The organism is Streptomyces sp. NPDC058701 (assembly GCF_042715295.1).
Taxonomy (GTDB): domain Bacteria; phylum Actinomycetota; class Actinomycetes; order Streptomycetales; family Streptomycetaceae; genus Streptomyces.
Map to the genome: position 1 here is coordinate 79,057 of NZ_JBHXSY010000009.1, position 23,418 is coordinate 102,474.

The 23,418-nt window shown below is 72.2% G+C and carries 23 protein-coding genes and 1 pseudogene; 3 read left to right on the plus strand and 21 right to left on the minus strand.

From position 1 onward, the window contains the following. Positions 1-103: 103 nt before the first annotated feature. From ACFWW8_RS12420 to proS, 15 genes and pseudogenes are all read right to left on the minus strand, one after another. Positions 104-856, minus strand: a pseudogene (locus ACFWW8_RS12420) (magnesium chelatase domain-containing protein); the annotation flags it as partial. Beyond that, the gene (locus tag ACFWW8_RS12425; protein ID WP_386527204.1) at positions 856-1,227 is read right to left on the minus strand and encodes a YraN family protein; all 372 of its coding nucleotides are present in this window, start codon (positions 1,225-1,227) and stop codon (positions 856-858) included. The pseudogene ACFWW8_RS12420 and the gene ACFWW8_RS12425, both read right to left, overlap by 1 nt. Positions 1,228-1,399: 172 nt before the next feature. Next, the gene (locus tag ACFWW8_RS12430) at positions 1,400-1,708 is read right to left on the minus strand and encodes a DUF2469 domain-containing protein (protein ID WP_003993268.1); all 309 of its coding nucleotides are present in this window, start codon (positions 1,706-1,708) and stop codon (positions 1,400-1,402) included. Positions 1,709-1,763: 55 nt separating this feature from the next. After that, positions 1,764-2,270 carry an NUDIX hydrolase gene (locus tag ACFWW8_RS12435; RefSeq protein ID WP_386527206.1) on the minus strand — a complete coding sequence of 169 codons (507 nt, stop codon included), beginning with the start codon at positions 2,268-2,270 and terminating at the stop codon, positions 1,764-1,766. Continuing rightward, positions 2,260-3,039, minus strand: a complete 780-nt coding sequence (gene lepB / locus ACFWW8_RS12440) for a signal peptidase I (RefSeq protein WP_386527208.1) — start codon at positions 3,037-3,039, stop codon at positions 2,260-2,262. The genes ACFWW8_RS12435 and lepB (ACFWW8_RS12440) overlap by 11 nt, the downstream gene beginning before the upstream one ends. 43 nt (positions 3,040-3,082) lie before the next feature. Beyond that, positions 3,083-3,979, minus strand: coding sequence for a signal peptidase I (lepB, locus tag ACFWW8_RS12445; RefSeq protein WP_386527566.1), 897 nt, complete (start codon positions 3,977-3,979; stop codon positions 3,083-3,085). A gap of 112 nt (positions 3,980-4,091) precedes the next feature. Then, a complete protein-coding gene (lepB, locus tag ACFWW8_RS12450; RefSeq protein WP_386527569.1) occupies positions 4,092-4,946 on the minus strand; it encodes a signal peptidase I in 855 nt (284 codons plus the stop codon). Next, the gene (gene lepB / locus ACFWW8_RS12455; protein ID WP_386527210.1) at positions 4,939-5,661 is read right to left on the minus strand and encodes a signal peptidase I; all 723 of its coding nucleotides are present in this window, start codon (positions 5,659-5,661) and stop codon (positions 4,939-4,941) included. Before lepB (ACFWW8_RS12455) ends, lepB (ACFWW8_RS12450) begins: the two co-directional genes overlap by 8 nt. 44 nt (positions 5,662-5,705) lie before the next feature. Beyond that, positions 5,706-6,056: a 50S ribosomal protein L19 gene (gene rplS, locus ACFWW8_RS12460; protein WP_383932300.1), complete on the minus strand. Its 351-nt coding sequence runs from the start codon at positions 6,054-6,056 to the stop codon at positions 5,706-5,708. A 133-nt stretch (positions 6,057-6,189) separates the two neighbouring features. After that, a complete protein-coding gene (trmD, locus tag ACFWW8_RS12465; protein ID WP_386527212.1) occupies positions 6,190-7,011 on the minus strand; it encodes a tRNA (guanosine(37)-N1)-methyltransferase TrmD in 822 nt (273 codons plus the stop codon). Continuing rightward, positions 7,011-7,562: a ribosome maturation factor RimM gene (gene rimM, locus ACFWW8_RS12470; RefSeq protein WP_383932296.1), complete on the minus strand. Its 552-nt coding sequence runs from the start codon at positions 7,560-7,562 to the stop codon at positions 7,011-7,013. The genes trmD and rimM overlap by 1 nt, the downstream gene beginning before the upstream one ends. A gap of 93 nt (positions 7,563-7,655) precedes the next feature. Continuing rightward, positions 7,656-7,895 (minus strand): RNA-binding protein, encoded by a 240-nt coding sequence (locus tag ACFWW8_RS12475; protein ID WP_330332869.1) that lies wholly within the window; start codon positions 7,893-7,895, stop codon positions 7,656-7,658. A gap of 2 nt (positions 7,896-7,897) precedes the next feature. After that, complete coding sequence (gene rpsP, locus ACFWW8_RS12480) at positions 7,898-8,338, minus strand: 30S ribosomal protein S16 (RefSeq protein ID WP_267717590.1); 441 nt, start codon at positions 8,336-8,338, stop codon at positions 7,898-7,900. Positions 8,339-8,506: 168 nt separating this feature from the next. Further along, positions 8,507-9,103, minus strand: a complete 597-nt coding sequence (locus ACFWW8_RS12485; protein ID WP_386527215.1) for a hypothetical protein — start codon at positions 9,101-9,103, stop codon at positions 8,507-8,509. Positions 9,104-9,294: 191 nt separating this feature from the next. Next, the gene (gene proS / locus ACFWW8_RS12490) at positions 9,295-10,707 is read right to left on the minus strand and encodes a proline--tRNA ligase (protein WP_386527218.1); all 1,413 of its coding nucleotides are present in this window, start codon (positions 10,705-10,707) and stop codon (positions 9,295-9,297) included. 131 nt (positions 10,708-10,838) lie between these two features. Between proS and ACFWW8_RS12495 the strand changes: the two genes are divergently transcribed. Beyond that, positions 10,839-11,570: a methyltransferase type 11 gene (locus ACFWW8_RS12495; RefSeq protein ID WP_386527221.1), complete on the plus strand. Its 732-nt coding sequence runs from the start codon at positions 10,839-10,841 to the stop codon at positions 11,568-11,570. A gap of 87 nt (positions 11,571-11,657) precedes the next feature. On the opposite strand, the gene ffh is transcribed toward ACFWW8_RS12495, so the two are convergent. From ffh to ACFWW8_RS12520, 5 genes are all read right to left on the minus strand, one after another. Then, positions 11,658-13,232, minus strand: a complete 1,575-nt coding sequence (gene ffh, locus ACFWW8_RS12500) for a signal recognition particle protein (RefSeq protein ID WP_386527222.1) — start codon at positions 13,230-13,232, stop codon at positions 11,658-11,660. Between the two features lie 157 nt (positions 13,233-13,389). Beyond that, a complete protein-coding gene (locus ACFWW8_RS12505; RefSeq protein ID WP_386527225.1) occupies positions 13,390-15,816 on the minus strand; it encodes a [protein-PII] uridylyltransferase in 2,427 nt (808 codons plus the stop codon). A 17-nt stretch (positions 15,817-15,833) separates the two neighbouring features. Beyond that, complete coding sequence (locus tag ACFWW8_RS12510; RefSeq protein WP_267717597.1) at positions 15,834-16,172, minus strand: P-II family nitrogen regulator; 339 nt, start codon at positions 16,170-16,172, stop codon at positions 15,834-15,836. Beyond that, on the minus strand, positions 16,169-17,509 hold the full coding sequence (locus ACFWW8_RS12515) for an ammonium transporter (RefSeq protein ID WP_386527228.1): 1,341 nt from the start codon (positions 17,507-17,509) through the stop codon (positions 16,169-16,171). The genes ACFWW8_RS12510 and ACFWW8_RS12515 overlap by 4 nt, the downstream gene beginning before the upstream one ends. Positions 17,510-17,876: 367 nt before the next feature. Continuing rightward, positions 17,877-19,367: a hypothetical protein gene (locus ACFWW8_RS12520; protein ID WP_386527230.1), complete on the minus strand. Its 1,491-nt coding sequence runs from the start codon at positions 19,365-19,367 to the stop codon at positions 17,877-17,879. Positions 19,368-19,776: 409 nt separating this feature from the next. On the opposite strand from ACFWW8_RS12520, the gene ACFWW8_RS12525 reads away from it, so the two are divergent. After that, complete coding sequence (locus ACFWW8_RS12525; protein WP_386527572.1) at positions 19,777-20,445, plus strand: bifunctional DNA primase/polymerase; 669 nt, start codon at positions 19,777-19,779, stop codon at positions 20,443-20,445. 86 nt (positions 20,446-20,531) lie between these two features. Here the strand turns inward: ACFWW8_RS12525 and ftsY are convergent, their stop codons facing one another. Beyond that, a complete protein-coding gene (gene ftsY, locus ACFWW8_RS12530; RefSeq protein WP_386527233.1) occupies positions 20,532-21,755 on the minus strand; it encodes a signal recognition particle-docking protein FtsY in 1,224 nt (407 codons plus the stop codon). A gap of 142 nt (positions 21,756-21,897) precedes the next feature. On the opposite strand from ftsY, the gene ACFWW8_RS12535 reads away from it, so the two are divergent. Then, positions 21,898-23,358, plus strand: a complete 1,461-nt coding sequence (locus tag ACFWW8_RS12535; protein WP_386527235.1) for a cytosine permease — start codon at positions 21,898-21,900, stop codon at positions 23,356-23,358. Positions 23,359-23,418: the final 60 nt, after the last annotated feature.

The window sequence follows — 23,418 nt, forward strand, 5'->3', positions numbered from 1 at the left end:
CAAGCGCCGCCAGGCGCTGCCAGGCGCTGCCAGGCGCTGCCAGGCACCAGCCTCGGGCGCGAGGCCGCCCCTACCTAGCCGGCGGCTCCCACTGCGTGCCTCAGGGGGCATTGCGCAGCTTCTGATATCCGCCTCTACCAATACCCGCGGCCGCCACCTCCAGGGCCCGGCGCGCGCCGAGCTGTCCGGCCACGTCGGCGAGGTCGGGGACCTCGGCGCAGTCGCCCCGGCCCGTGCGGCCCGGGGTGATGCCGGTGCCGAGCCCCGCCCCGGGGAGCACCAGCCCGGCCAGCATCGGATCGGGCCGCCCCGGCGGGCCGAGGTGCTCCTCCTCCGGGACGGCGCCACCCGTCAGTACCGCGATCAGCTGACGCAGGCTGCGTACGCCGAGCACGGACACATCGGGGACGAGCGCGGCCTCGGCAGCGCACTGCTGCGGGACGACCACCTGCCGGTAGCCGGCCTCCGACGCCGCGAGGACGGCGGGCAGGATCCCCCGGACCGGTCGGACCCGGCCGTCCAGGCCGAGCTCGCCGACCAGCACGAGATCGGCGATCGCCGCCGGATCGACCACCTCGGCGGCCCCCAGCACGGCCGCCGCGACGGCGAGGTCGAAGCCGGCGCCGGACTTCGGTACGGAGGCGGGGCTCAGCCCGACGGTGAGCTTCTTCTGCGGCCAGGCCGCCCCCGAGTTCACGACGGCGGCCCGCACCCGGTCCCGGCTCTCGACCAGGGTCTTGTCGGGCAGTCCCACCAGGGTGAAGGCGGCCACTCCCGGCTCCAGGTCGGCCTGGACCTCCACCACCACGCCGTCGACGCCCACCAGGGCCACGGAACAGGCTCGGGCGAACCCCATCACGCCACCCCCCGGACGTGTTCCACCACGGGGGCCCCGCGCCGCGGCAGCACGACCCCGACGAGGTCGATCCGCACCCCGCCCGGGGGCGGTCCGCCGTGGTCGACGAGCCAGCGCCCGGCGAGTCCGCGCAGCCGCTCCGCCTTGCCGGGCCGCACCGCGGCCATGGGGTGTTCGAAAACGCCCGCCCGGCGGGTTTTGACCTCGCAGACGACAAGGGCATCCCCGTCCCGCGCCACGATGTCGATCTCCCCGCCGCGACACCGCCAGTTCCGCGCGATCACGGTCATCCCGGCCTCGGTCAGCCGGCGCGCCGCCAGCTCTTCGCCGTACCGCCCCAGCGCCTGCCGTGCCACGTCCTTCGTGTCCATTCGGCACCACCTCCGGCACCGACGGTCCCGCGCCCCCGCCCACCCTGTGGATCTTGGTGGACAACCGCGGCGTTGTGGATAACCCGGTCACCCTCAGGAGGGAGGGCGGCGGCGCACCGGACGGCGGTCGACGGCCCGGCGGTCAGCCGCTCGGCGGCCGACGGCCCGGTGGTCAGCCGCTCGGGAGTTCGAGGTCGCTCTTGTTGAGCTCCTCGATGTTCACGTCCTTGAAGGTCAGCACCCGTACCTGCTTCACGAAACGGGCCGGCCGGTACATGTCCCAGACCCACGCGTCGGCCATCGAGACCTCGAAGAAGACCTCCCCCTGGACCGAGTGCACCTGCATCTCGTAGTCGTTGGTGAGATAGAAGCGGCGTTCGGTCTCGATCACGTACTTGAACAGCCCGACGACGTCGCGGTACTCCCGATAGAGCTTCAGCTCCATCTCGGTCTCGTACTTTTCGAGGTCCTCGGCACTCATGGCATGTTCCCCTTCAGCCGTGCGTCCCCCTATTGTGCGCCAGGCCCCCGCACCCCTAAACGATTTCCGGGGCCAGGACCACCGGCGCACCCGGAGGGCCGTCGTCGAGCAGCGTACGGAGCAGCTCGGCGAGTCTGGTCGGGTACACCGTCTCACGGGCCGACAGCAGTTCCCCGTAGGTCCACCACCTCGCTCCGCTGACGCTGCGCCGCTCGAGTTCGGTGAGCCCGCCCAGCTCGGTCGCGGTCCGGGCGGTACGGGCCAGGAAGTACCACTCGTCCTGCTCCCAGCGGCGCCCGTCGAACGGGAAGGAGCAGTACCGGCGCCACAGCACCGGCCCGAGCTCGACCTGTGTGATCCCCGTCTCCTCCGCCAGCTCCCGCAGCGCGGCCTCCTCGCGGCTCTCCGCTCCCTCCAGGCCGCCGCCCGGGGTGAACCACCAGGTCTCGGCCGGATCGGCCGGTTCGAAGCCGTGCAGCAGGAGGATCCGGTCCGCGGGGTCCAGCAGGACCACCCGCGCGACCTTGCGCACTTCGGGGGCGGTCGCCGGGTCAGCCGGCATCGGCCCGCTCCCTGCGCCGCTCGCGCCCCAGGACCCGTACGAGCGGCCCGTACGCGGCCCCCAGCACGACCAGCACGGCTCCGGCGGCCACCGCCGCCACCTGGAGCGGCAGCGGCCCGGGCCGGGACACGCCGCCGGGCAGCGCCTCGTACGTCTCCGGCCGCTCCAGCATGCCCGCGGAGGGCCAGGCGAGCGCGTCGACCCGGCCGCTGACCGCCGACCGCGGCACGGTGCCCTGCCCGGCCTCCTGGAGGTGGGACCGGGAGTCCAGCGAGGCGTCCCGCCGGTCGCCCAGCAGGAAGAGGTTCCCCTGGGGCACCGTGACCTCGAAGGGCATGCCGGGGGCGGCCTGCCCGGGCGGCACGGCCGGACCGGGGTCCGGACGGGTGTCGTCGATGTAGGGCTCGTCCAGCGGCGTTCCGTTCACGGTCAGCTCACCGGCCGCGCCGCAGCACTTCACGGTGTCGCCGCCGATGCCGACGACCCGCTTGACCATGGGCAGGTCGCTCCAGTCGGTGTCGGTGAACACGACCACGTCCCCGCGGCGCACCTCACCGCCCCCGATGCGCTGCGCCAGCACCCGGTCGCCGGGCCGCACCGTGGGCATCATCGAGTCGGTCGGCACGGTGTAGGGGCGGTAGACGAGCGCCCCCCACACGAAACCGCCGAGGAAGAGCGCGAAGCCGACGGCCACGGCGATCCCCGACAGCACGTTGCCGAGACCACCGTGGCCGTTCCTGCCACCGCGTATTGCTTGTGTTCCGCCCATTACAGCGCCCCCACACTCGGAGATCGTCGACCTGGGCGGCACCCTACCGGGCGGTACGACCGCTGGTCAGCCTCCGGCGGCGCCACATCACGAGCGGTACCGCACCGGTGAGACCCAGTGCGGCCGGGCCCATCCCGACCGGCGCCAGCCCGGACGCCCCGAGGCCGAGCGCGGCGGTCGCGGCCTGGTTGCCGATGCCGGGCTGGTCGAAGGTGTCCGGGATCGGCAGGGTGGACCAGCGGGTGATCGGCCACGCGACCACCACGGCCCGCCCGACGACCTTGTCGACCGGCACGAAGCCCTTGGTGGAGTCCTGCATGTGGTAGCGGGAGTCCTGGGAGTTCTGGCGGTGGTCGCCCATCACCCAGATATGGCCCCGGGGCACGGTGATCGGGCCGAACGGCATGTCGTCGCACGGGGTGTTGCCGGGGAAGATGTACGACTCGTCCAGCTCTTTGCCGTTGACGACGACCGGTCCCCCCTTCTTGCACTCGACCGTGTCCCCGCCGATGGCGATGGTCCGCTTGATCAGGTCCTTCTCCTCCGCGGAGGGCATCAGACCGATCCAGCTCAGCGCCTTCTGCGCGATGTTGGGCTCCGGGGTGGGCTCTCCGGACAGCCAGGCCGCCGGGTCGTGGAAGACCACGACCTCTCCGCGCTCGGGCTCGGAACCGAACCAGGGGGTCAGCTTGTCCACCAGCACCCGGTCGCCCCGCTGCAGGGTGTCCTGCATGGAGTCGGACGGGATCGAGAACGCCTGCACCAGGAACGTCTTGATCAGGAGGGCCAGCAGCAGGGCGATGCCGATGAGGAGCGGCAGCTCCTTCCAGAACGAGCGGTGCGGATGCGCCGCGGTACCGCCGTCCTCGGCCTCGCGCTCGACGGCGTCGTCCGGCCGCTCCTCGCCCTCGTCGCGTCCGGATCGTGCGCCTACCGCCACATCCCCCACATCCACTCCTCACTCGGAAATCGCCGCCCGCCGAAATCAGACGCGGGCCCTCCCCTCCCCTAACGAGCGGGAGTTCCCTAAGGCGCGGGAGACCGAGGACACACTATGCGAACGGCGTGTCCCGTCCGCGCCCACGGCGGTCGCGTCCCCCGCGGCGTGCCTGATCGGGCACCGTGCGGAAGGTCGCGGGCTGTTCCAGCCGGCGCCAGTGGCCGAAGGGCCAGGCGATCACGACGGCCTCGCCCACGACGCCGTTCTCGTCGATGGTGCCCTCGAAGGCCTCGTCGAGGTGGAAGCGGGAGTCCGCCGACCTGGCCCGGTGATCGCCCATCACGAACAGCCGTCCCGCCGGCACCCGCACCTCGAAGCGGATCTCGGAGGGCGCGTTGCCCGCGTTCACGTACGGCTCATCGAGCGGCGCGCCGTTGACGGTGACCCGGCCCCGGCCGTCGCAGCACGCGACGGTGTCGCCGCCGACGCCGATGACGCGCTTGATCAGGTCCTGCTCGTCGGCCGAGGGCAACAGGCCGATGAAGGTCATGGCCTGCTTGACCTGTTTGACCCCGACCGGGTCCTGGGCGGGCCGGGCCGCCTCGCCCTGGAGCCATCCGCCCGGGTCCTTGAACACGACGACGTCCCCGCGCCGGACGTCGGAGCCGAACCACGGGGTGAGCTTGTCCACCAGCACCCGGTCGCCGATCCGGATGGTCTGTTCCATCGAGCCGGACGGGATGAAGAACGCCTGCACCAGGAAGGTCTTGAGCACCAGGGCTATGCACAGCGCCACGACCACGAGCAGCGGCAGCTCGCCGGCCCGCCGGGTGCGGCGGCGGCGCCGTACGCGGCGTGCCAGCTTGCGCCGCTGGGCACGGCCGCCCTCCGCCGCGACGGGCTCCGGCTCCGGCTCGGGGGGCGGCTCGGGCTCCCGGTCGCGTCTCGACCGCCCCCGGCTACCCATGGCCACCGCCCGCGGAACCCCAGCGCGACACCGGCCAGCCGATCCAGTCGGCCCGCCCGATCACGTTCTCCACCGGTACCATCCCCCCGCCCGGTTGCCCCAGGTGGTCCCGGGAGTCCCGGGACTGGGAACGATGATCCCCCATCACCCACAGGGTTCCGAGGGGGACCACGATCCGGAAGGGCACCTGTGACGGCGCGTCACCGGGGTACAGGTACGGCTCGTCGAGCGCGACCCCGTTGACCCGCATCCGCCCGTCCGCGTCGCAGCACACCACGTCGTCTCCGCCGACCCCCACGACCCGCTTCACGAAGTCGGAGTCCGAGGGCTCGGCGAGTCCGAGCGCGGACGCCGCGCCGTGCAGGGCCCCGCCGATCGGGCTGCCCTCGGGACGCTCCGGTACGAAGGAGCCCGTGCCGTCGAAGACCACGAGGTCCCCGCGGCGCGGCCCGTCGCCGAAACGGTACGCCAGCTTGTTCACCAGGACCCGGTCCCCGACCTCGAACGCCGGCTCCATCGAGCGGCTCGGGATCAGGAAGGGCTGCACGACGAAATTGCTGAACAGGATCAGCAGGACGGTGCAGACCACGCCGAACGCGACGGGCCGCCGCCAGGTGAACGGACGCCGGCCCCCGGACAACGCACAGCGCGGCCGTTCCTCCCCCTCGACGGGGGAGGAACGGCCGCGCTGCGTGTGAGGTGCTTCGGTGTCCATCGGGAACGAGCCTATCCGGCCGCCCCCGGACCCCGGAGGTGACCTCAGAAGTCGCGCTTCTCCTTGATCTTCGCGGCCTTGCCGCGGAGCTCACGGAGGAAGTACAGCTTGGCGCGGCGGACGTCACCGCGGGTGACGAGCTCGATCTTCTCGAAGATCGGGGAGTGCACCGGGAAGGTACGCTCCACGCCGACGCTGAAGGACACCTTGCGGACCGTGAAGGTCTCGGAGACACCGGCGCCCTGGCGGCGGATGACTACGCCCTTGAACTGCTGGATACGGGAGCGGTTGCCCTCGATCACGCGGACGTGGACGTTGACGGTGTCACCCGGGCGGAAGGCCGGGACGTCCGAGCGGAGCGCGGCGGCGTTGACGCCATCGAGCAGGTGAGACATGTTCTTCGTCTGCTTTCTTCGCACGGCGCCACAGGTCGCCGGTGCGGGTTTCCGGAGAGAATTCGGGAGCCGTGCCACCCTGCGGACGACGGTCCCCCTGTGGCAGGGGCGTCCACGAGCACACAGCAGCCGCCTATTCTTCCACGGCCGGTGGCCTGAGCCAAAATCGTCCGTCGCCGGACGGCTTCCAGCCCAGGATGGAGAGGATCTCGCGGTCCTTCTTGTCGAACGCGGCGGCCTCGCAGCGCTCGATGAGGTCCGGGCGGTTGCGGGCGGTCCGCCGGAACGCCTCGTCCCGCCGCCAGCGGGCGATCTTCCCGTGGTGCCCGCTGACCAGCACGTCCGGGATCTCCCGGCCGCGCCACTCGGGGGGCTTGGTGTAGACGGGCCCCTCCAGCAGGTTCGCCATCGCGCCGGGCGCGAAAGAGTCGTCCCGGTGCGACTCGGCGTTGCCGAGCACGCCGGGCAGCAGCCGCGCCACCGCCTCGGTGATCACGAGGACGGCGGCCTCGCCGCCCGCCAGGACGTAGTCGCCGATGGAGACCTCGTACACCGGCATCCGCGTCGCGTATTCGTCCATCACCCGGCGGTCGATGCCCTCGTAGCGGGCCGGGGTGAAGACCAGCCAGGGCCGCTCGGAGAGCTCGACGGCCAGCTCCTGGGTGAAGGGGCGGCCGCTGGGCGTGGGGACGACCATGACCGGCCCGCGCGCCCCCGACTCGTAGCCGTCGGCGAGCACCGCGTCCAGGGCCTCGCCCCACGGGCCGGTCTTCATGACCATGCCGGGGCCGCCGCCGTACGGGGTGTCGTCGACCGTGTTGTGCCGGTCGTACGTCCAGTCGCGCAGGTCGTGCACCTGCACGTCGAGCCGGCCGCTGGCGCGGGCCTTGCCGACGAGGGAGACGTTCAGCGGTTCCAGGTACTCGGGGAAGATCGTGACGACGTCGAGACGCATCAGGCTTCGTCTCCGGCGTCGCGCGCCGAGGCGACCTCCGCCCGGTCGTCGATCAGCCCGGGCGGCGGCGTGATGACGCAGCGCTGCTCCTCCAGGTCGATCTCGGCGACGATCTCCTCGACGAAGGGGATCATCACCTCGGTGCCGTCCGGCCGTTCGACGATGAAGAGGTCCTGCGAGGGCAGGTGGGAGATCTCGGTGATCCGCCCGACCTCGGTGCCGTCGGCGAGGACCACGTCGAGGTCCATCAGCTGGTGGTCGTAGTACTCGTCGGGCTCCTCCGGCAGCTCCGCCGGGTCCACCTCGGCGATCAGCAGGATGTTGCGCAGCGCCTCGGCGCCGGTGCGGTCCTTGACGCCGGCGAAGCGCAGCAGCAGCCGCCCGCTGTGCACCCGGCCCGTCTCGATGGTCAGCGGTCCCGCCGACGCCGGGTCGGTGCGCAGGACGGCGCCCGGACCGAGCCGCAGCTCGGGCTCGTCGGTGCGCACCTCCACGGTGACTTCACCCTTGATGCCGTGGGCGCGGCCGATCCGCGCGACTACCAGCTCCACTGTGCTCTCCTGTTCAGACGACGACGGGCCGGGGCGGGCACGTATGCCCTCCCCGGCCCGTGCCGGTGATTCATTCTTGCGATGGACGCGGTCTCAGCGGACCTGGTCCACGTCGACGAGGTCGACGCGGATGCCACGGCCGCCGATGGCGCCCACGACGGTACGCAGAGCACGTGCGGTGCGGCCGTTGCGGCCGATCACCTTCCCGAGGTCGTCCGGGTGGACCCGGACCTCGAGAACCTGTCCGCGACGCAGGGTGCGCGAGGCGACCTGCACTTCGTCGGGGTTGTCCACAATGCCCTTCACGAGGTGCTCAAGAGCCTCCTCGAGCATGCTCAGGCCTCGGTCGACTCGGCGGTGGCCTCAGCCTCGTCCGCCTTCTTGTCGGCCTTCTTCGCCTTCTGCGTGATGGCGTCGCCCTTGCCCTCGCCGATGCCCTCGAGGGCCTTGGCGAACTCGTCGAAGGTGCGGCGCTTGCTCTCCTTGGTCTCCGGCTGCAGCAGCGGCGCGGGGGCCGGGAGGCCCTTGTGCGCCTGCCAGTCACCGGTCAGCTTCAGGATGGCGAGCACAGCCTCGGTGGGCTGGGCGCCGACGGACAGCCAGTACTGCGCACGCTCGGCGTTGACCTCGATGCGCGACGGGTTGTACGTCGGGTGGTAGATACCGATCTCTTCGATCGCGCGACCGTCACGGCGGGTGCGGGCGTCGGCGACGACGATGCGGTAGTGCGGCTGGCGAATCTTGCCGAGGCGCTTGAGCTTGATCTTGACTGCCACTGGAGTGGTGTCTCCTGAACTTGACGTGGTTGGGCACATGAGATGCCACGTGGGGTTGCGGTACTCGGGTGCCCGATGGACGCGTCAGCCGGAGGAGAGAGGGGTCCTATGCGACTGTCGAGTACAGCTGTCCATTGTGCCATACGCCCGCGGGGGTGCCGCGCGGGGTCAGGAGGCGGCCGCGATCGCGACCTCGGGGATGCGGAACGGCTTCATGCAGCCCCCGCAGACGATCGGCGCCTGGGCCAGCACGGAGGGGACGACCCGTACGTTGCGCCCGCAGTCGCAGACGGCCTTGACGCGTACGCCGCCGCCGGATGAGCCGTGCCGGGCGGCCGGTCCGCGGAAGCTGCGCTTGGTGTCGGCGGCGGTCGCGGCCGTGTGGGCCTTCAGGGCCCGCTGGAGGCGCTCCATCGTGGGCCGGTAGCGCTTCTTGGCCTCGGGGTTGAGCGTGACCAGGGAGAAGCCGCTGCTGGCGTGCGGCTCGTCGGAGTGGTCCAGCCCCATCTCCTCGGCGATCGCGAGGAATCTGCGGTTGTGGTACCGACCGGCGCGCGAGGTGTCACGGACGCCGCGGGCGGCGGCGATGCCGTGGACTGCCTCGTGCAGCAGTCGCTCGAAGGAGAGGGCGGCGCCACAGGCGGACGACGACTCTCCGATCAGGGACTCGGGCGCGGCAAGGTCAGGCAGCTCGGGGTGGTACCGCTGAATATCGGCCCACGCCTGCGCCAGCTCTGCGGCGAGAACAGGGGGTGTCGTGCTCACGTCGTAACAACGAGCCGGGGTGCCCCGGTGTTCCGATTCCGGGCCATTCCAAATTTTTTGCACGTACCAGTCAGTTCAGTCTCATGCGTCCTGACGAGGACGGGTGCGCCGATCCCCGGAGGAGTCGGTACGTAACGACGACTACGCCCCGGCGCACGGCCTGAGCCGTGCGCCGGGGCGCAGTCGGCCGGTCAGTACGAGCGCGCGACGATCGCGAGGGTGCCGGGCGCGTCGTCCGTCTCCGGGACCGATCCGTCGGCGGCGATCAGGCAGCGGACGGAGACGGCCTGCTCGGCCAGCTTCGCCTCGCCCTCGGGACCGAGGTCCGCCCACGGGATGCGCGCCCAGCCGCCGGCGATGGCGGCCTCGGCGGCCTCCTCGATGGTCGCCACGTCCGACGTACGGGACTCGCGGCGCTCGCGGGACTCGCGCAGCAGCTGCGCCTGGTCCTCCTCCAGCACCTTGGGCAGCAGGTCGGCGAGCGCGTCGATCCGGACCGGGGTCTTGCCGCCCGGGATGCGGCGGGCCAGCATCGCGGTGCCGGCCTCCAGGTCGCGGGGGCCGATCTCGATGCGGACCGGTACGCCCTTGAGCTCCCAGTCGACGGCGCGGCGGCCGAAGGGGGTGTCGACGCGGTCGTCGACGTGCACCCGCAGGCCGGCGGCCTTCAGCTGGGCGCCCAGTTCGCGGACCTTGGTCACCGCCTCGTCGCCCTTGATCGCCATGACGACGACCTGGACGTGCGCGAGGCGCGGCGGGACCCGCAGGCCGTTGTCGTCGCCGTGCGACATGATCAGACCGCCGACCATGCGGGTCGAGACGCCCCACGAGGTCTGCCAGACGAGCTCCTGCTTGCCTTCCTTCGACAGGTACTGCGTGTTGAAGGCCTTGGCGAAGTTGGTGCCCAGCTCGTGGCTCGTGCCCAGCTGCAGGGCCTTGCCGTCGCCCATCATGCCCTCGAGGGTGAGGGTGTTGATGGCGCCGGCGAAGCGCTCCTTGGCGGTCTTGCGGCCGAGCACGACGTCGATGCCGAGCACGTTCGTCATGAAGTCGCCGTACACGTCGCGGTGGATCCGGGCCGCGTAGTCACGGGCCTCCTCGTACGTGACGTGGGCGGTGTGGCCCTCCTGCCAGAGGAACTCGCTCGTACGGAGGAACACGCGCGGACGCATCTCCCAGCGGACCACGTTGGCCCACTGGTTGATGAGGAGCGGCAGGTCGCGGTAGCTCTGGACCCACTTCGAGAAGTAGTCGTTGATGATCGTCTCGGAGGTGGGCCGGACCACGACCGGCTCTTCCAGCTCCTTGCCGCCGCCGTGCGTGACGACCGCGAGCTCGGGGGCGAAGCCCTCGACGTGCTCCGCCTCCCTCGTCAGGTACGACTGCGGGATGAACAGCGGGAAGTACGCGTTCTGGGCGCCCGCGTCCTTGATGCGCGCGTCCATCTCCTGCTGCATCCGCTCCCACAGGCCGTAGCCGTACGGCCGGATGACCATGGTGCCGCGGACCGGACCGTTGTCGGCCAGCTCGGCCTTGTTGATCAGATCCTGGTACCAGCGGGGGAAATCCTCCGCCTGCGGGGTGAGAACGGGTGCCTTTGCCATGGCGCGAATGGTACGGCGCGGGGCGCGCCGAGCGTGAATCGGGTGGCTCCCTCCTCTGGACGCGGGGGCAAATGGGGAGTTCCCTGTCAACGGGGGCATGGGGGCGACACGGAATCAGGAGCGCTCTTTCGATGACATCGACGCCGACGGCGACGCTCGTCGCCCGGGACTGGGCGGAGATCCAGGAACGGATGCTGGTACCGCTGTACGAGGCGGTCTACGACCGGCTGGAGGTCGGGCCGGGAGACCGCCTGCTGGACCTCGACTGCGGGGCGGGGCTGCCCCTGCTGCTGGCGGCCGGGCGGGGAGCCGCGGCCACGGGCGTGGAGGCGGATCCGGCCCGGCGGGCGCTGGCCCGCGAACGGCTGCTGGAGGTGTTGGCGGACCCGCCGGCGCCGGCCCGCCCGTACGACGCGCTGCTGGCCTTCTCGCCGGAGCCGGAGGCCCTGGCCGCGGCCCTGCCGGCCGTCCGGCGGGGCGGGGCGGTGGTATTGGCCGACTGGGGCCCGGCGGAACGCTGCACGGTGCCGTCGGTGATGGGCGGCGGTCCGGCGCCCCGGGACCTGGACGCACTGGTGGAGCGGGCCGGGCTGCGGCCGGAGGGCTCGGGGCGGGTGTTCTGCCCGTTCGGGTACGCGGACGTGGACAGCGCGGTGCGCGGGCTGCTGTCGACGGGGCTCTACCCCGTCGGGGACGAGAGGGCGGCCCGGGCGGCCCGGGCGGTCGGCGCCGCGCCCTGCGGGACGGTCGACTCCTCGCTGGCGGAGAAGGAACTGACGGAGGCCCTTCACCCGTACGAGCGGACCGACGGCGCCGTCTGGCTGCCGAACATCTTCCGGTACGTGATCGCCCGGGTGGCGTAACGGGCCGCCGCGAAAACGGGAGGGCCCCGTCCGGTGCCTTCCCGGACGGGGCCCTCCCGCGCGGCGGTCGGGCGACCGCCGCGGCCGTTACTTCATGAACTTCTTGAACTCGTCGGGAAGGTCGAAGTCCCCGCCGTCCTGGCCGACGCCCGCGGGAAGTCCGAAGGGGTTGCCGCCGGGCGCGGGCTCGATCGCCTGCGGTCCCTGCTCCCGGCGGGCCGCGGCCGCGGCCTCCTCTTCCCTGCGCTTCATCGGGTTGCCGCTCTTGCGCTTGCCCTTGGCCTGCTTGATCTGCTTCTTCTGCCGGCCGGGGCCGCCGCCCATCCCGGGGATGCCGGGCATCCCCGGCATGCCGCCGCCCTGCGCCATGCGGGACATCATCTTGCGGGCCTCGAAGAAGCGCTCGACGAGCGACTTGACGGCGCTGACCTCGGTGCCGGAACCCTTGGCGATGCGGGCGCGGCGCGAGCCGTTGATGATCGTCGGGTCCTGGCGCTCGGCCGGGGTCATCGACTTGATGATCGCGGCGGTGCGGTCCACGTCGCGCTCGTCGATGTTGTTGATCTGGTCCTTGATCTGACCCATGCCCGGGAGCATGCCGAGCAGCTTGGAGATGGAGCCCATCTTCCGGACCTGCTCCATCTGGGCCAGGAAGTCGTCGAGCGTGAACTCCTTGGGGCCCTTGGCGAGCTTGGCCGCCATCTTCTCGGCCTCGGCCTGCGAGAAGGTCTTCTCGGCCTGCTCGATGAGGGTGAGCATGTCACCCATGTCGAGGATGCGGCCCGCCATGCGGTCCGGGTGGAACGCGTCGAACTCGTCGAGCTTCTCGCCGTTCGAGGCGAACATGATCTGCTTGCCGGTGACGTGCGCGATGGACAGCGCGGCGCCGCCGCGGGCGTCGCCGTCGAGCTTGGAGAGCACGACGCCGTCGAAGCCGACGCCGTCGCGGAAGGCCTCCGCGGTGTTGACCGCGTCCTGGCCGATCATCGCGTCGACGACGAACAGGATCTCGTCGGGGCTGACCGCGTCACGGATGTCGGCGGCCTGGCGCATCAGCTCGGCGTCGATGCCGAGGCGGCCGGCGGTGTCGACGATGACGATGTCGAACTGCTTCGTGCGCGCGTACTCGATGGAGTCCTTGGCGACGGCGACCGGGTCTCCGACGCCGTTGCCCGGCTCGGGCGCGTAGACCGCGACGCCCGCGCGCTCGGCGACGACGGAGAGCTGGTTGACGGCGTTGGGGCGCTGGAGGTCGCACGCCACGAGGAGCGGGGAGTGGCCCTGCCCCTTCAGCCACAGGCCGAGCTTTCCGGCGAGGGTGGTCTTACCGGCGCCCTGGAGGCCGGCCAGCATGATCACGGTGGGGGCGGTCTTGGCGAACCGGAGCCGGCGGGTCTCGCCGCCGAGGATCGTGACGAGCTCGTCATTGACGATCTTGAGGACCTGCTGGCCCGGGTTCAGCGCCTTGCTGACCTCTTCACCGCGCGCGCGTTCCTTGACGTTCGCGATGAAGGAGCGGACGACGGGCAGGGCGACGTCGGCCTCGAGGAGCGCGATACGGATTTCCCGGGCCGCCGCGTCGATGTCAGCCTCGGACAGCCGGCCTTTGCCGCGCAGGCCCTTGAAGGTATTCGCCAAGCGGTCGGAGAGCGTATCGAACACGGTGGTCGCGATTCCTCGGGTCGGGGGCGGTGTGGTCGTCCACCAGGGTATCGGGCCGCGCCGCCGGCCCGGCCCTTCGGGCCGCATTCCCCTCGCCGCACCCTTCCGTTCCCCGGGGGCGGACCCCCGGGGAACGGGCCGGGGCGGTGTGCGGCGCTCAGGCCAGCGCGGCCTGCACCGAACGGGCCAGGGCCGCCGCTCCCGCGGCCGGCAGGGGCTTGCCGTCGCCGTCGACCACGTACACGGTGTCCACCGCGTCGGCGCCCGGCGTCGAGACGTGGGCGCTGCGCACCCGGACGCCGGCCGCCTCCAGGGCGCGGCCGATGCGGTGCAGCAGCCCGACCGCGTCGGGGGCGCGCACCTCCAGGACCGTGGCCAGGGAGGACACGTCCGGGACCACGGTGACCCGGGGCGGCGGGGGCACGACCCCGCGCCGCCGCGGGTACGCCGCCTCGCGGTCGGCCAGCTTCGCCGGGACGTCCAGCGAGCCGTCCAGGGCCCGGATCAGGTCGGTGCGCAGCCGGGCCGACTCGGGCAGCGCGCCGTACTCCGCCGCGACCCGCCAGCGGAACACCAGCACCTCGCCCAGCTGGTCGGGCAGCTCCAGGGAGCGCAGTTCGGCCGCCCGTACGGTGAGCCGGTGCAGGGCCAGCACCCCGGCCACCGCGGGGAGGAGCCCCGGCTGGTCCGGGACCGCGACGACCAGCTCCACGCCGACCGCGTCGTCCTCCTCGCGGCGGGCGTGCAGCGCGAGCACGGGCTCCCTGGTGCGCAGGGCCTCGATCGCGAGGCGCTCCTGCTCGGTCGTGGGGATCTCCAGCTCCCGTACCGCCGGGGTCCCGCCCCGCAGTACGGCGGCGACCCGGGCCACGAGGTCGGCGACCAGCGATCCCCGCCAGGTGCTCCACGCGGCGGGCCCGGTGGCCAGGGCGTCCGCCTCGGTGAGGGCGTGCAGTATCTCCAGCGTGGACGGGGACCCCACGGCCTCGGCGACCGCACGGACCGTCGCCGGGTCGTCCAGGTCGCGCCGGGTCGCGGTGTCGATCAGCAGAAGGTGGTGGCGTACGAGCGTGCCCAGCACGGCCACGTCCTCGGCGCCGAAGCCGACGCGGGCGGCGACGTCGCGCGCGATGGTCTCGCCGGCCACCGAGTGGTCCCCGGGCCAGCCCTTGCCGATGTCGTGGAGCAGGGCGGCCGTCAGCAGCAGGTCGGGGCGGCCGACCCGACGGGTGAGCGCCGCGGCCCGCACGGCCGTCTCGATCAGGTGGCGGTCGACGGTCCAGGTGTGGACGGGGTTGCGCTGCGGGCGGCAGCGGACCCGCTCCCAGTCGGGCAGCAGGCGGGTGATCAGCCCCTCCGCCTCCATGGCCTCCCAGACGCCGACCATCGGCTCCCCCGCGCCCAGCAGCGTCAGCAGCTGTTCCCGGGCCTCGGCGGGCCACGGCACGGGCAGCGCCTTGGCCTGCGCCGCGAGCCGGCGTACGGAGTGCAGGGAGACGGGCAGGCCCGCCTGCGCGGCCGCCGCGGCGAACCGCAGCGGCAGCACCGGGTCCCGGTCGGGCCGGGCGGCCAGGGCCAGTACGGCCTCGCCGTCGGCCTCCACGACGCCCTCCGCGAGCGGCGCCCGCTCGGTGGCGGCCTGGCCGCGGCCGAGCAGGCCGCGCAGCCGGGGTCTGGCCGCGCGGGCGCGCAGGACCCGCCCGACTTCGCGCCAGGTCACGTCGCCGGCGTACGAGACCACACGCGCGGCCTCGTAGACCTGGCGGAGCAGGGCGTCCGCGTCCAGCAGTCCGAGGTGGTCCGCGACCTGATCCTGTTCCTGGAGCGAGAGCCGGTCGGTGGCCCGGCCGGTCACCAGGTGCAGGGCGTCGCGGGCGTCCAGCAGGCGGCGCCGGGCTTCGCCGAGGCCCTCGCGGGGGGCGTCGGCCAGCCAGGAGGCGGCGACCGCCCGCAGCGCGGTGACGTCACGGAGGCCGCCGCGGGCCTCCTTGAGGTCGGGTTCGAGCAGGAAGCGGAGCTCCCCGGCGCGCTCGGCCCGTTCGCGGCACAGCGCGTGCAGCTGCGGGAGCCGCTTGGCGGCCTGGTTGCGCCAGTCGGCGAGGACCGAGGTCCGCAGTCCGGCCAGCAGCCCGGCGTCACCGGCGACGGGCCGGGCGTCGAGCAGTCCGAGGTGCGCCTTCAGGTCCTCGGCGGCGGTCTTGCGGGCCTCCGCCGGGGTCCGTACCGAGTGGTCGAGGGCGAGGCCGAGGTCCCACACGGGGTACCAGATCCGGTCGGCGAGCGCGCTCAGCGCCTGCGCGCCGGCCTTGCCGTCGTGCAGCAGCAGGAGGTCGAGGTCGCTGCGCGGGGAGAGCTCCCCGCGTCCGTACCCGCCGACGGCCACCAGGACGGCGCCCCGGACGCCCGTCTCCCGTGCGGCGGTCTTGAACAGGACGTTCAGCCAGTCGTCGGTCAGCCCGGCCAGGGCGGAACGCCGTGACGGCCCGGACCGCGACTCCTCCTGGAGGAGTCGCAGCCGGGCCGCGGCGTATCCGCTGGGTCCCGAGTCGGCCGTGTGGTCCGTGGTCTCTTCGACGCTCGTCACCCGGGAGCTCCCGTCACCTAGAGCGCGTCAGCGCCGCGCTCGCCGGTGCGGACCCGTACGACCGAGTCCACGGGGACGCTCCACACCTTGCCGTCGCCGATCTTGCCGGTCTGGGCGGCGCTCACGATGACCCGGATCAGCTCCTCGGCCTCCGCGTCGTCGACCAGGACCTCGATGCGGATCTTGGGGACGAGGTCGACCTGGTACTCGGCGCCGCGGTAGACCTCGGTGTGGCCGCGCTGGCGGCCGTAGCCGCTGGCCTCGGTGACCGTGAGCCCCTGCACTCCGAAGGCCTGGAGGGCTTCCTTGATCTCGTCCAGCTTGTGCGGCTTGACGATCGCGGTGATCAGCTTCATGCGTCAACCTTCTTGCTCGCGGCGGGGGCGGGGGCGGTGGTGTTCCGCGAGGCGGCGCCGCCACCGGCTCCGCTGAAGTCGTAGGCGGTCTCGGCGTGCTCGACCTGGTCGATGCCGGCGACCTCGACGTCCTCGGTGACCCGCATCCCGATCGTCTTGTCGAGGAGGAGGGCGAGGACCGCGGACACCACGAGAGAGTAGGCGAGGACGGCGAAGACGCCGATGGCCTGCTTGCCGAGCTGCTCCAGGCCGCCGCCGTAGAAGAGGCCGGCCACGTCGGACTGGACGCCGCCGGTGGCGAAGAGGCCCACCAGCAGGGAGCCGGCGACGCCGCCGACGAGGTGGACGCCGACCACGTCGAGGGAGTCGTCGTAGCCGAACTTGTACTTGAGGCCGACCGCCATGGCGCACAGCACACCGGCGATGGCGCCGACGGCGATCGCGCCGAGCGGGCTGACCGCGCCGCCGGAGGGGGTGATGGCGACGAGTCCGGCGACCGCGCCGGAGGCGGCGCCGAGGGTGGTGAAGGAGCCGTGGCGCAGCTTCTCGTAGGCGAGCCAGGCGAGCATGGCGGCGGCGGTGGCGACCTGGGTGTTGACGAACATGACCGCGCCGACGCCGTCGTCGTTGCCGAGCCAGGAGCCCGCGTTGAAGCCGAACCAGCCGAACCACAGGAGGCCGGCGCCGAGCATCACGAGCGGGAGGCTGTGCGGGCGCATCGGGTCCTTCTTGAATCCGACGCGCTTGCCGATGACCAGGATCACGCCGAGGGCGGCGGCGCCGGCGTTGATGTGGACGGCGGTGCCGCCGGCGAAGTCGATGACGCCGAGTTCGAAGAGCCAGCCGCCGGCGCCCCACACCCAGTGGGCGACGGGGAAGTAGACGACCGTGACCCACAGGGCGGTGAACAGGGCCCACGCGCTGAACTTGACGCGGTCGGCGAGGGCGCCGCTGATCAGGGCGGGGGTGATGACGGCGAACATCAGCTGGAAGACGGCGAAGACGTAGACCGGGATGGTGTAGCCGTCCCACAGCTCGGTGACGCCGATGCCGCTGAGGCCCACGTAGTCGGAGTTCCAGCCGATCAGGGAGCCTGAGTCGGTGCCGAAGGCGAGGCTGAAGCCGTAGAGGACCCAGAGGATCGTGACGATCCCGAGGCTGATGAAGCTCATCATCAGCATGTTGAGGCTGCTCTTGACGCGGACCATGCCTCCGTAGAAGAAGGCGAGTCCCGGGGTCATCAGCATGACCAGGGCGGAGCAGATGAGCATGAACCCGGTGTTCGCGGCAGACAGCGTCGGGGCGTCTGCCGCGAGGGTCGTGATGGCTGATGCCATCGGCGTCTCCTCGTCGTCGGTACGTTCGCGTGCGGGCGATCGTGAAAACCTGAGCGGCGTTAAGGGCTCCGGCCTGGTGGGAGCTGGCCGGTTATTGCCCTGAGATTCACGCAGGCCGGTTTCCGGCGGCGCCGCTCAGTGTTTCGCCGCGATGACGAAGAGGTCGGGGCTGTTACGGGACGATGAACGCCGTATCCGCCGATCGGGGACCGCGGCGGCGGCCCGCCGTCCGCGCGGGAGCGGCCGCGGTGCGGCGGCGAAGAGCAGCCGGCCGCGGCAGTACCCGGACGTCCTGGCTGGGGGAGCCTGATCGGGCTTCACGGGGTGAGCTGCCGCGGCCGGGGCCTCGGGGACGGCCGCGGGGCCGTCAGACGGCCTCTGCGGCTTCGGGGAGCCGGGAGGCGAGGTGGTCGGTGAGCCGGACGATGTCGGCGACGTCGCCGTATTCACGGGCGGCGGCGTCGACGGTCTTGCGCAGGCGGGTGTTCACCCGTTCGGACCGCACCTTTCCTGCCACGTCGAGGGCCCGGCCGACGAGGGCGGCGGCCTGTTCCGGCTCGCGCTGGAGCAGGTGGACGGTGGCCATGCCGACGAGGTTGAGGGCGTAGGAGCGCTGGTGCACGTCGTCCTTCTCGAACAGCTCGACGGCCCGTGCCATGACGGGCTCGGCGAGCGAGGCGTACGTGGGGCTGCGCCCGGCGACGTAGGCCAGATCGCGGTACGAGTGGGAGTTCTCGCCGTTCAGCTCGGCCTCGGAGAAGAAGCGGATCCAGTCGGGCTCGGGCTCGTCGGCGAAGCCGACGTCGGAGAAGGTGTCCTCGGCCATCCGCACGGCCCGCTTGCAGCGGCTGGGCTGCCCCATGTTGGCGTAGGCGCGGGCCTCCATCGCATACAGCATGGCCTGGGTGCGCGGGCCGGCGCAGTCACGGCTGCCGTACTGGGCGAGGTGGATGAGTTCCAGGGCGTCGTCGGGGCGGCCGAGATGGATCATCTGGCGGCTCATGCCGGAGAGGATGTACGAGCCCAGCGGCTTGTCCCCGCCCTCCTTCGCGGCGTGCAGCGCGAGGACGAAGTACTTCTGCGCGGTGGGGTGCAGGCCGATGTCGTAGCTCATCCAGCCGGCGAGCTCGGCGAGCTCGGCGGCGACCTTGAAGAGCCGCTTCATGACCGGAGCGGGATGGTTCTCCTGGAGCAGGTCGGTGACCTCGTGGAGCTGGCCGACGACGGCCTTGCGGCGCAGGCCGCCGCCGCACTGGGCGTCCCACTGGCGGAACATCACGGTGGTCGCGTCGAGCAGGTCGAGTTCGGGCTCGGACAGGCGGGGCGCCCGGGGCCCGCCCGTGGAGCCGGACGGGCCCGCCTCGCGCTGGCCGGGCTCGGCGGGCGGCACGGGGACGAGCCAGCGCTGCATGGGCTCGATGAGGGCGGGGCCGGCGGAGAGGGCGAGGGAGGGCCCGAGGAAGCCGCGGCGGGCCAGCATCAGGTCGCTGCGGGAGAACTCCCCGAGCAGTTCGACGGTCTGCGGGCCGGCCCACGGCAGGTCGACTCCGGAGACGGAGGGGGTCTGGTGGGCGGTGCGCAGCCCGAGCTGCTCGATGGCGACGACGGAGCCGAAGCGCTCGGAGAACAGTTCGGAGAGGATCCGCGGGACGGGCTCGCGGGGCTGTTCGCCGTCGAGCCAGCGGCGCACGCGGGAGGTGTCGGTGCTGATGTGGTGGGCGCCCATCTGGCGGGCCCGGCGGTTGACCTGGCGGGCGAGCTCGCCCTTGGACCAGCCGCTGCGGACGAACCAGGAGCTGAGCTGTTCGTTGCGCGCAGCAGACTCGTCGTTCGTTCCGCTTGCGCCGTTGCCGCTCACTGGAACGCCCCCATCCACTCACGCCTCTTCCACACGAAACCCTGGCCGGGACGGCACCTGCCGCCATGGACCTTCACAAGTCCTTCACACATTGCCTCCGGCATACCCACGAACGGGTCCACTTTCGGGCTTCGTGCACCGAAAGTAATCCTACGATCACCCCTTGCGCGAGGTCGACCGCGGAAACGCCACCATTCGCCACCCCTTCTAATGAACTCGCCACTCGCCAGGCGCGATTCACTTGACACCGAGGTGAAACGGATCGGTTGGACTGGAGTGCGCCAGGGGCGCGCGCGGCGAGGAGTGCGCCGGGCAGCCCCACGGGGGCACCCCGCGGCGGAGCTCCGCCGGCAGGTCGGGCCGACGTCGTAACCACCGGCGCGTCCGACCCGTTGGAGGGGGCATGGGCATGGGCTTCACGATCGGCGGCAGCCGAAGCACCAGGGAATTCCGTTCCGGCGCCCGGCGCCGCGGCCGGACCGCGGAGTGCACCGCGGTGGCGGAGTACACCGGGCTGTGGGGCTGGGACGCCGTCCCCGGGGCCCGCGCCGCCGCACCCGGACGCGACTGCTCCTGCGGCGACGCACGGTGTACGGCGCCCGGGGCGCACCCCCTGGCGTTAGCCCCCGCGGTCCCGGCCGGAGCCACCCTCGACGAGGTCACCGAGGTGTGGGGCGACTACCCGGGGGCGGCGGTGCTGCTCCCGGCGGGCCGCTCCTTCGACGTCATCGAGGTCTCGGAGGAGGCCGGTCGGCGGGCGCTGGTCCGGCTGGAGCGGATGGGCCTGCCGCTCGGCCCGGTCACCGCGACCCCGGACGGCCGGGCGCAGTTCTTCGTGGCCCCGGGGGCGGCGGCGGGGCTGCCCCAGCTGCTGTACCGGATGGGCTGGGACGACGCCGACCTCGATTTGCGGGCGCTGGGACAGGGCGCCTTCGTGACGGCCCCGCCCTCCGACCGGGGCGGTCTCGGGCCGGTCGGCTGGCTGCGCCCGCCGTCGCTCGACTCCGCCGGCGACCCGCCGCCGGCCCGGCTGCTGCTCGGCACCCTCGCCTACATCTGCCACCGCCTGCGCGACTAGGAAGGCGGGCAGGGGCCCCGGACGTGGCGGTGGCCCGTGATCCGGTCGGATCACGGGCCACCGCCACGTCCGGGGGCGAACCGGGTTCAGTCGCCGATCAGGGCGTCCACGAACGCCTCCGGCTCGAAGGGGGCCAGGTCGTCCGGGCCCTCGCCGAGACCGACGAGCTTGACGGGGACGCCCAGCGCCCGCTGGACGGCGACGACGATGCCGCCCTTGGCGGTGCCGTCGAGCTTGGTCAGCACGATGCCGGTGATGTCCACGACCTCGGCGAAGACGCGGGCCTGGGTCAGGCCGTTCTGCCCGGTGGTGGCGTCCAGGACCAGCAGGACCTCGTCCAGCGGGCCGTGCTTCTCCACGACGCGCTTGACCTTGCCGAGCTCGTCCATGAGGCCGGTCTTGGTGTGCAGGCGGCCCGCGGTGTCGATGAGCACCACGTCGGCGCCCTCGGCGATGCCCTCCTTGACCGCGTCGAAGGCGATCGAGGCCGGGTCTCCGCCTTCGGGGCCGCGCACGGTGCGCGCCCCGACCCGGTCGCCCCAGGTCTGGAGCTGGTCGGCGGCGGCGGCACGGAAGGTGTCGGCGGCGCCGAGCACCACGCTGCGGCCGTCGGCCACCAGGACGCGGGCGAGCTTGCCGGTGGTGGTGGTCTTGCCGGTGCCGTTCACGCCGACGACCATCACGACGGCGGGGGTGTCCACGCCGCTCTCGGTCTTCACGGCGCGGTCGAAGTCGGTGCCGACCAGGGTCAGCAGCTCCTCCTTCAGCAGGGTGCGCAGGTCCGCGGGGGTGCGGGTGCCGAGCACCCTGACCCGTGCGCGGAGCCGGTCGACCAGTTCCTGGGTGGGTACGACACCCACGTCGGCGATGAGGAGGGTCTCCTCGATCTCCTCCCAGGTGTCCTCGTCGAGGTGCTCGCGGGAGAGCAGCGTGAGCAGCCCCTTGCCCAGCGAGTTCTGCGACCGGGCGAGGCGGGCGCGCAGCCGGATCAGGCGTCCGGCGGTGGGCTCGGGCACCTCGATCCCGGGTGCGGCCGGCGCCTCGACGACGGGGTCCTCGACGGCGACCGGGGTATCGGTGGCGGCCGCGGTGTCGGGGAGGGCGACCTCCTCGATCGTGCGGCGCGGCTCTTCCGCCGTCGGTGCGGCGTCCTCCCCCACCTGCGGTTCGGCGGGCGGGGCAGTGATGGTCGGCGTGCTCGACGGCGCCGAGGGCGGCAGCTGCTTCTTCTTGCGGCTGCTGACCACGAGCCCGCTGATCATGCCGACCGCGACCAGGGCGATGACTACAGCAAGGATGAGGATTTCCATAACGTCCCCAGTATCGGCCACGGGCGCTCCGGACCCGGGACCCGGGAGCGCCGCACCGGGACCGAATCCTCTATTTGTGGTCTTAGCGGCACATCTACAATGATGGGCGACTCCCCGCCCATCTCCCCCACCGGAGTACCGCATGCCCGCCGAGCCCGCCGAGGGTGCGATAGAGACCGCGATCGAGACCCGTGGGCTGGAGCCCGTCCCGGACGGCGAGCGCACCGGCCGGGTGCGCGAGCTCGTACCGACGTGGGTCGCCGCCAACATCAGCGTGCTGCTGCTCACCATGGGCGCCGGCCTGGTGATCTTCAACGGGCTCAACATCTGGCAGGTGCTCGTCGTCGCGGTGGCCGCCCCGGTCGTCTCGTACGGGATCGTCGGCGTGATCTCCATCGCCGGCAAGCGCGGCGGCTCCCCGGGCATGGCCCTGTCGAGGGCGGTGTTCGGACAGCGCGGCAACCTGTTCCCGGGGGCGCTGATCTGGGTGGCGCGCTGGGGCTGGGAGACCATCAACGCGGTCAGCGGCGCCTACGCCGTGCTGACCGTGCTCGATCTGCTCTTCGGCGTCGAGAGCAGCACCGCCCTGATCGTGGTCACCCTGCTGTTCTTCGTGGGCTGCACCTTCGCGGTCTCCGGTCTGGGCATCAACGCGCTGCGCGTCTGCTCCACCTGGTCCACGTACCTCTTCGGGGCCTTCAGCGTGCTGGTCCTCGGCTACCTGGTCGCCACGACCGACTGGTCCGCCGTCTTCGGGAAGCCGGCCGGCTCCACCGCGATGATGATCGCGGGCATCGGCACCATCGCGGCCGGCGGCATCAGCTGGGTCCCGTCCGGTCCGGACTTCACCCGCTACCTGCCGCGCACGGCCTCGTCCAAGGGCATGGTCGGTGCCACGATCGGCGGCGCCGGCGTGGTCGTCCTGCCGATGGTCCTGATGGGCGCGGTCATGGCCGTGAGCACGCCCGGCCTGGCCACCGCGCAGGACCCGGTCTCCTTCATCGGCGAGTTGCTGCCGACCTGGATCGCGGTCCCGTACCTGCTCGTCGCGGTCGTCGGCATGCTGCTGATCAATTCGATGTCGATGTACTCGGCCGGGTTCACCGCACAGACCCTCGGCATCAAGGTGCCGCGCGCCTGGGCCGTCAGCGTGAACGCCGTCATCAGCCTGGTCTTCGGCTTTCTGCTGATGGTGGTCGCGACCAGCTTCTTCGGCTCGTTCATCTCCTTCCTGACCCTGCTCGCGGTGGCGTTCTCCGCCTGGATCGGCGTCTTCGGCGTGGACATGCTGCGCCGCGAGACGTACGACGGCCCCGCACTGCTGGACACCACGCGGACCAGCGCCTACTGGTACAAGGGCGGGTTCGCCTGGCAGGCGATGACCGCGTGGGCGCTCGCGCTGGTGGTGGGCCTGCTCTTCACGTCGGTGGACTGGTTCAGCGGGCCGCTGTCCGCCACCTGGATCGGGGAGAACGGCCTCGGCTGGGTGGCCGGCATCGTGACCTCCGCGGTGCTGTACGCGGTGCTGCCGCGCACGCCCGCCCCGGTCGCGGCCGGGGCTCCGGCCGAGGACCGCGAGCCCGCCGGGACCCTGTCCAACTGACGCTGCGTCAGCTAACGTCCCCCTTCGCCCGCCCACCCGCATCCGGCGAAGGGGGACTCC

Excerpts from the sequence above, each read along its gene's own strand:
- ACFWW8_RS12435 (WP_386527206.1), bottom strand. The coding sequence starts at position 2,270 with ATGCCGGCTGACCCGGCGACCGCCCCCGAAGTGCGCAAGGTCGCGCGG.
- ACFWW8_RS12430 (WP_003993268.1), bottom strand. The coding sequence starts at position 1,708 with ATGAGTGCCGAGGACCTCGAAAAGTACGAGACCGAGATGGAGCTGAAG.
- ACFWW8_RS12425 (WP_386527204.1), bottom strand. The coding sequence starts at position 1,227 with ATGGACACGAAGGACGTGGCACGGCAGGCGCTGGGGCGGTACGGCGAA.
- trmD (WP_386527212.1), bottom strand. The coding sequence starts at position 7,011 with ATGCGTCTCGACGTCGTCACGATCTTCCCCGAGTACCTGGAACCGCTG.
- ftsY (WP_386527233.1), bottom strand. The coding sequence starts at position 21,755 with ATGGAAATCCTCATCCTTGCTGTAGTCATCGCCCTGGTCGCGGTCGGC.
- ACFWW8_RS12475 (WP_330332869.1), bottom strand. The coding sequence starts at position 7,895 with ATGCTCGAGGAGGCTCTTGAGCACCTCGTGAAGGGCATTGTGGACAAC.
- ACFWW8_RS12495 (WP_386527221.1), top strand. The coding sequence starts at position 10,839 with ATGACATCGACGCCGACGGCGACGCTCGTCGCCCGGGACTGGGCGGAG.
- lepB (WP_386527210.1), bottom strand. The coding sequence starts at position 5,661 with ATGGACACCGAAGCACCTCACACGCAGCGCGGCCGTTCCTCCCCCGTC.
- ACFWW8_RS12510 (WP_267717597.1), bottom strand. The coding sequence starts at position 16,172 with ATGAAGCTGATCACCGCGATCGTCAAGCCGCACAAGCTGGACGAGATC.
- ACFWW8_RS12525 (WP_386527572.1), top strand. The coding sequence starts at position 19,777 with ATGGGCTTCACGATCGGCGGCAGCCGAAGCACCAGGGAATTCCGTTCC.
- ACFWW8_RS12535 (WP_386527235.1), top strand. The coding sequence starts at position 21,898 with ATGCCCGCCGAGCCCGCCGAGGGTGCGATAGAGACCGCGATCGAGACC.
- lepB (WP_386527208.1), bottom strand. The coding sequence starts at position 3,039 with ATGGGCGGAACACAAGCAATACGCGGTGGCAGGAACGGCCACGGTGGT.
- proS (WP_386527218.1), bottom strand. The coding sequence starts at position 10,707 with ATGGCAAAGGCACCCGTTCTCACCCCGCAGGCGGAGGATTTCCCCCGC.
- ACFWW8_RS12515 (WP_386527228.1), bottom strand. The coding sequence starts at position 17,509 with ATGGCATCAGCCATCACGACCCTCGCGGCAGACGCCCCGACGCTGTCT.
- lepB (WP_386527569.1), bottom strand. The coding sequence starts at position 4,946 with ATGGGTAGCCGGGGGCGGTCGAGACGCGACCGGGAGCCCGAGCCGCCC.
- rplS (WP_383932300.1), bottom strand. The coding sequence starts at position 6,056 with ATGTCTCACCTGCTCGATGGCGTCAACGCCGCCGCGCTCCGCTCGGAC.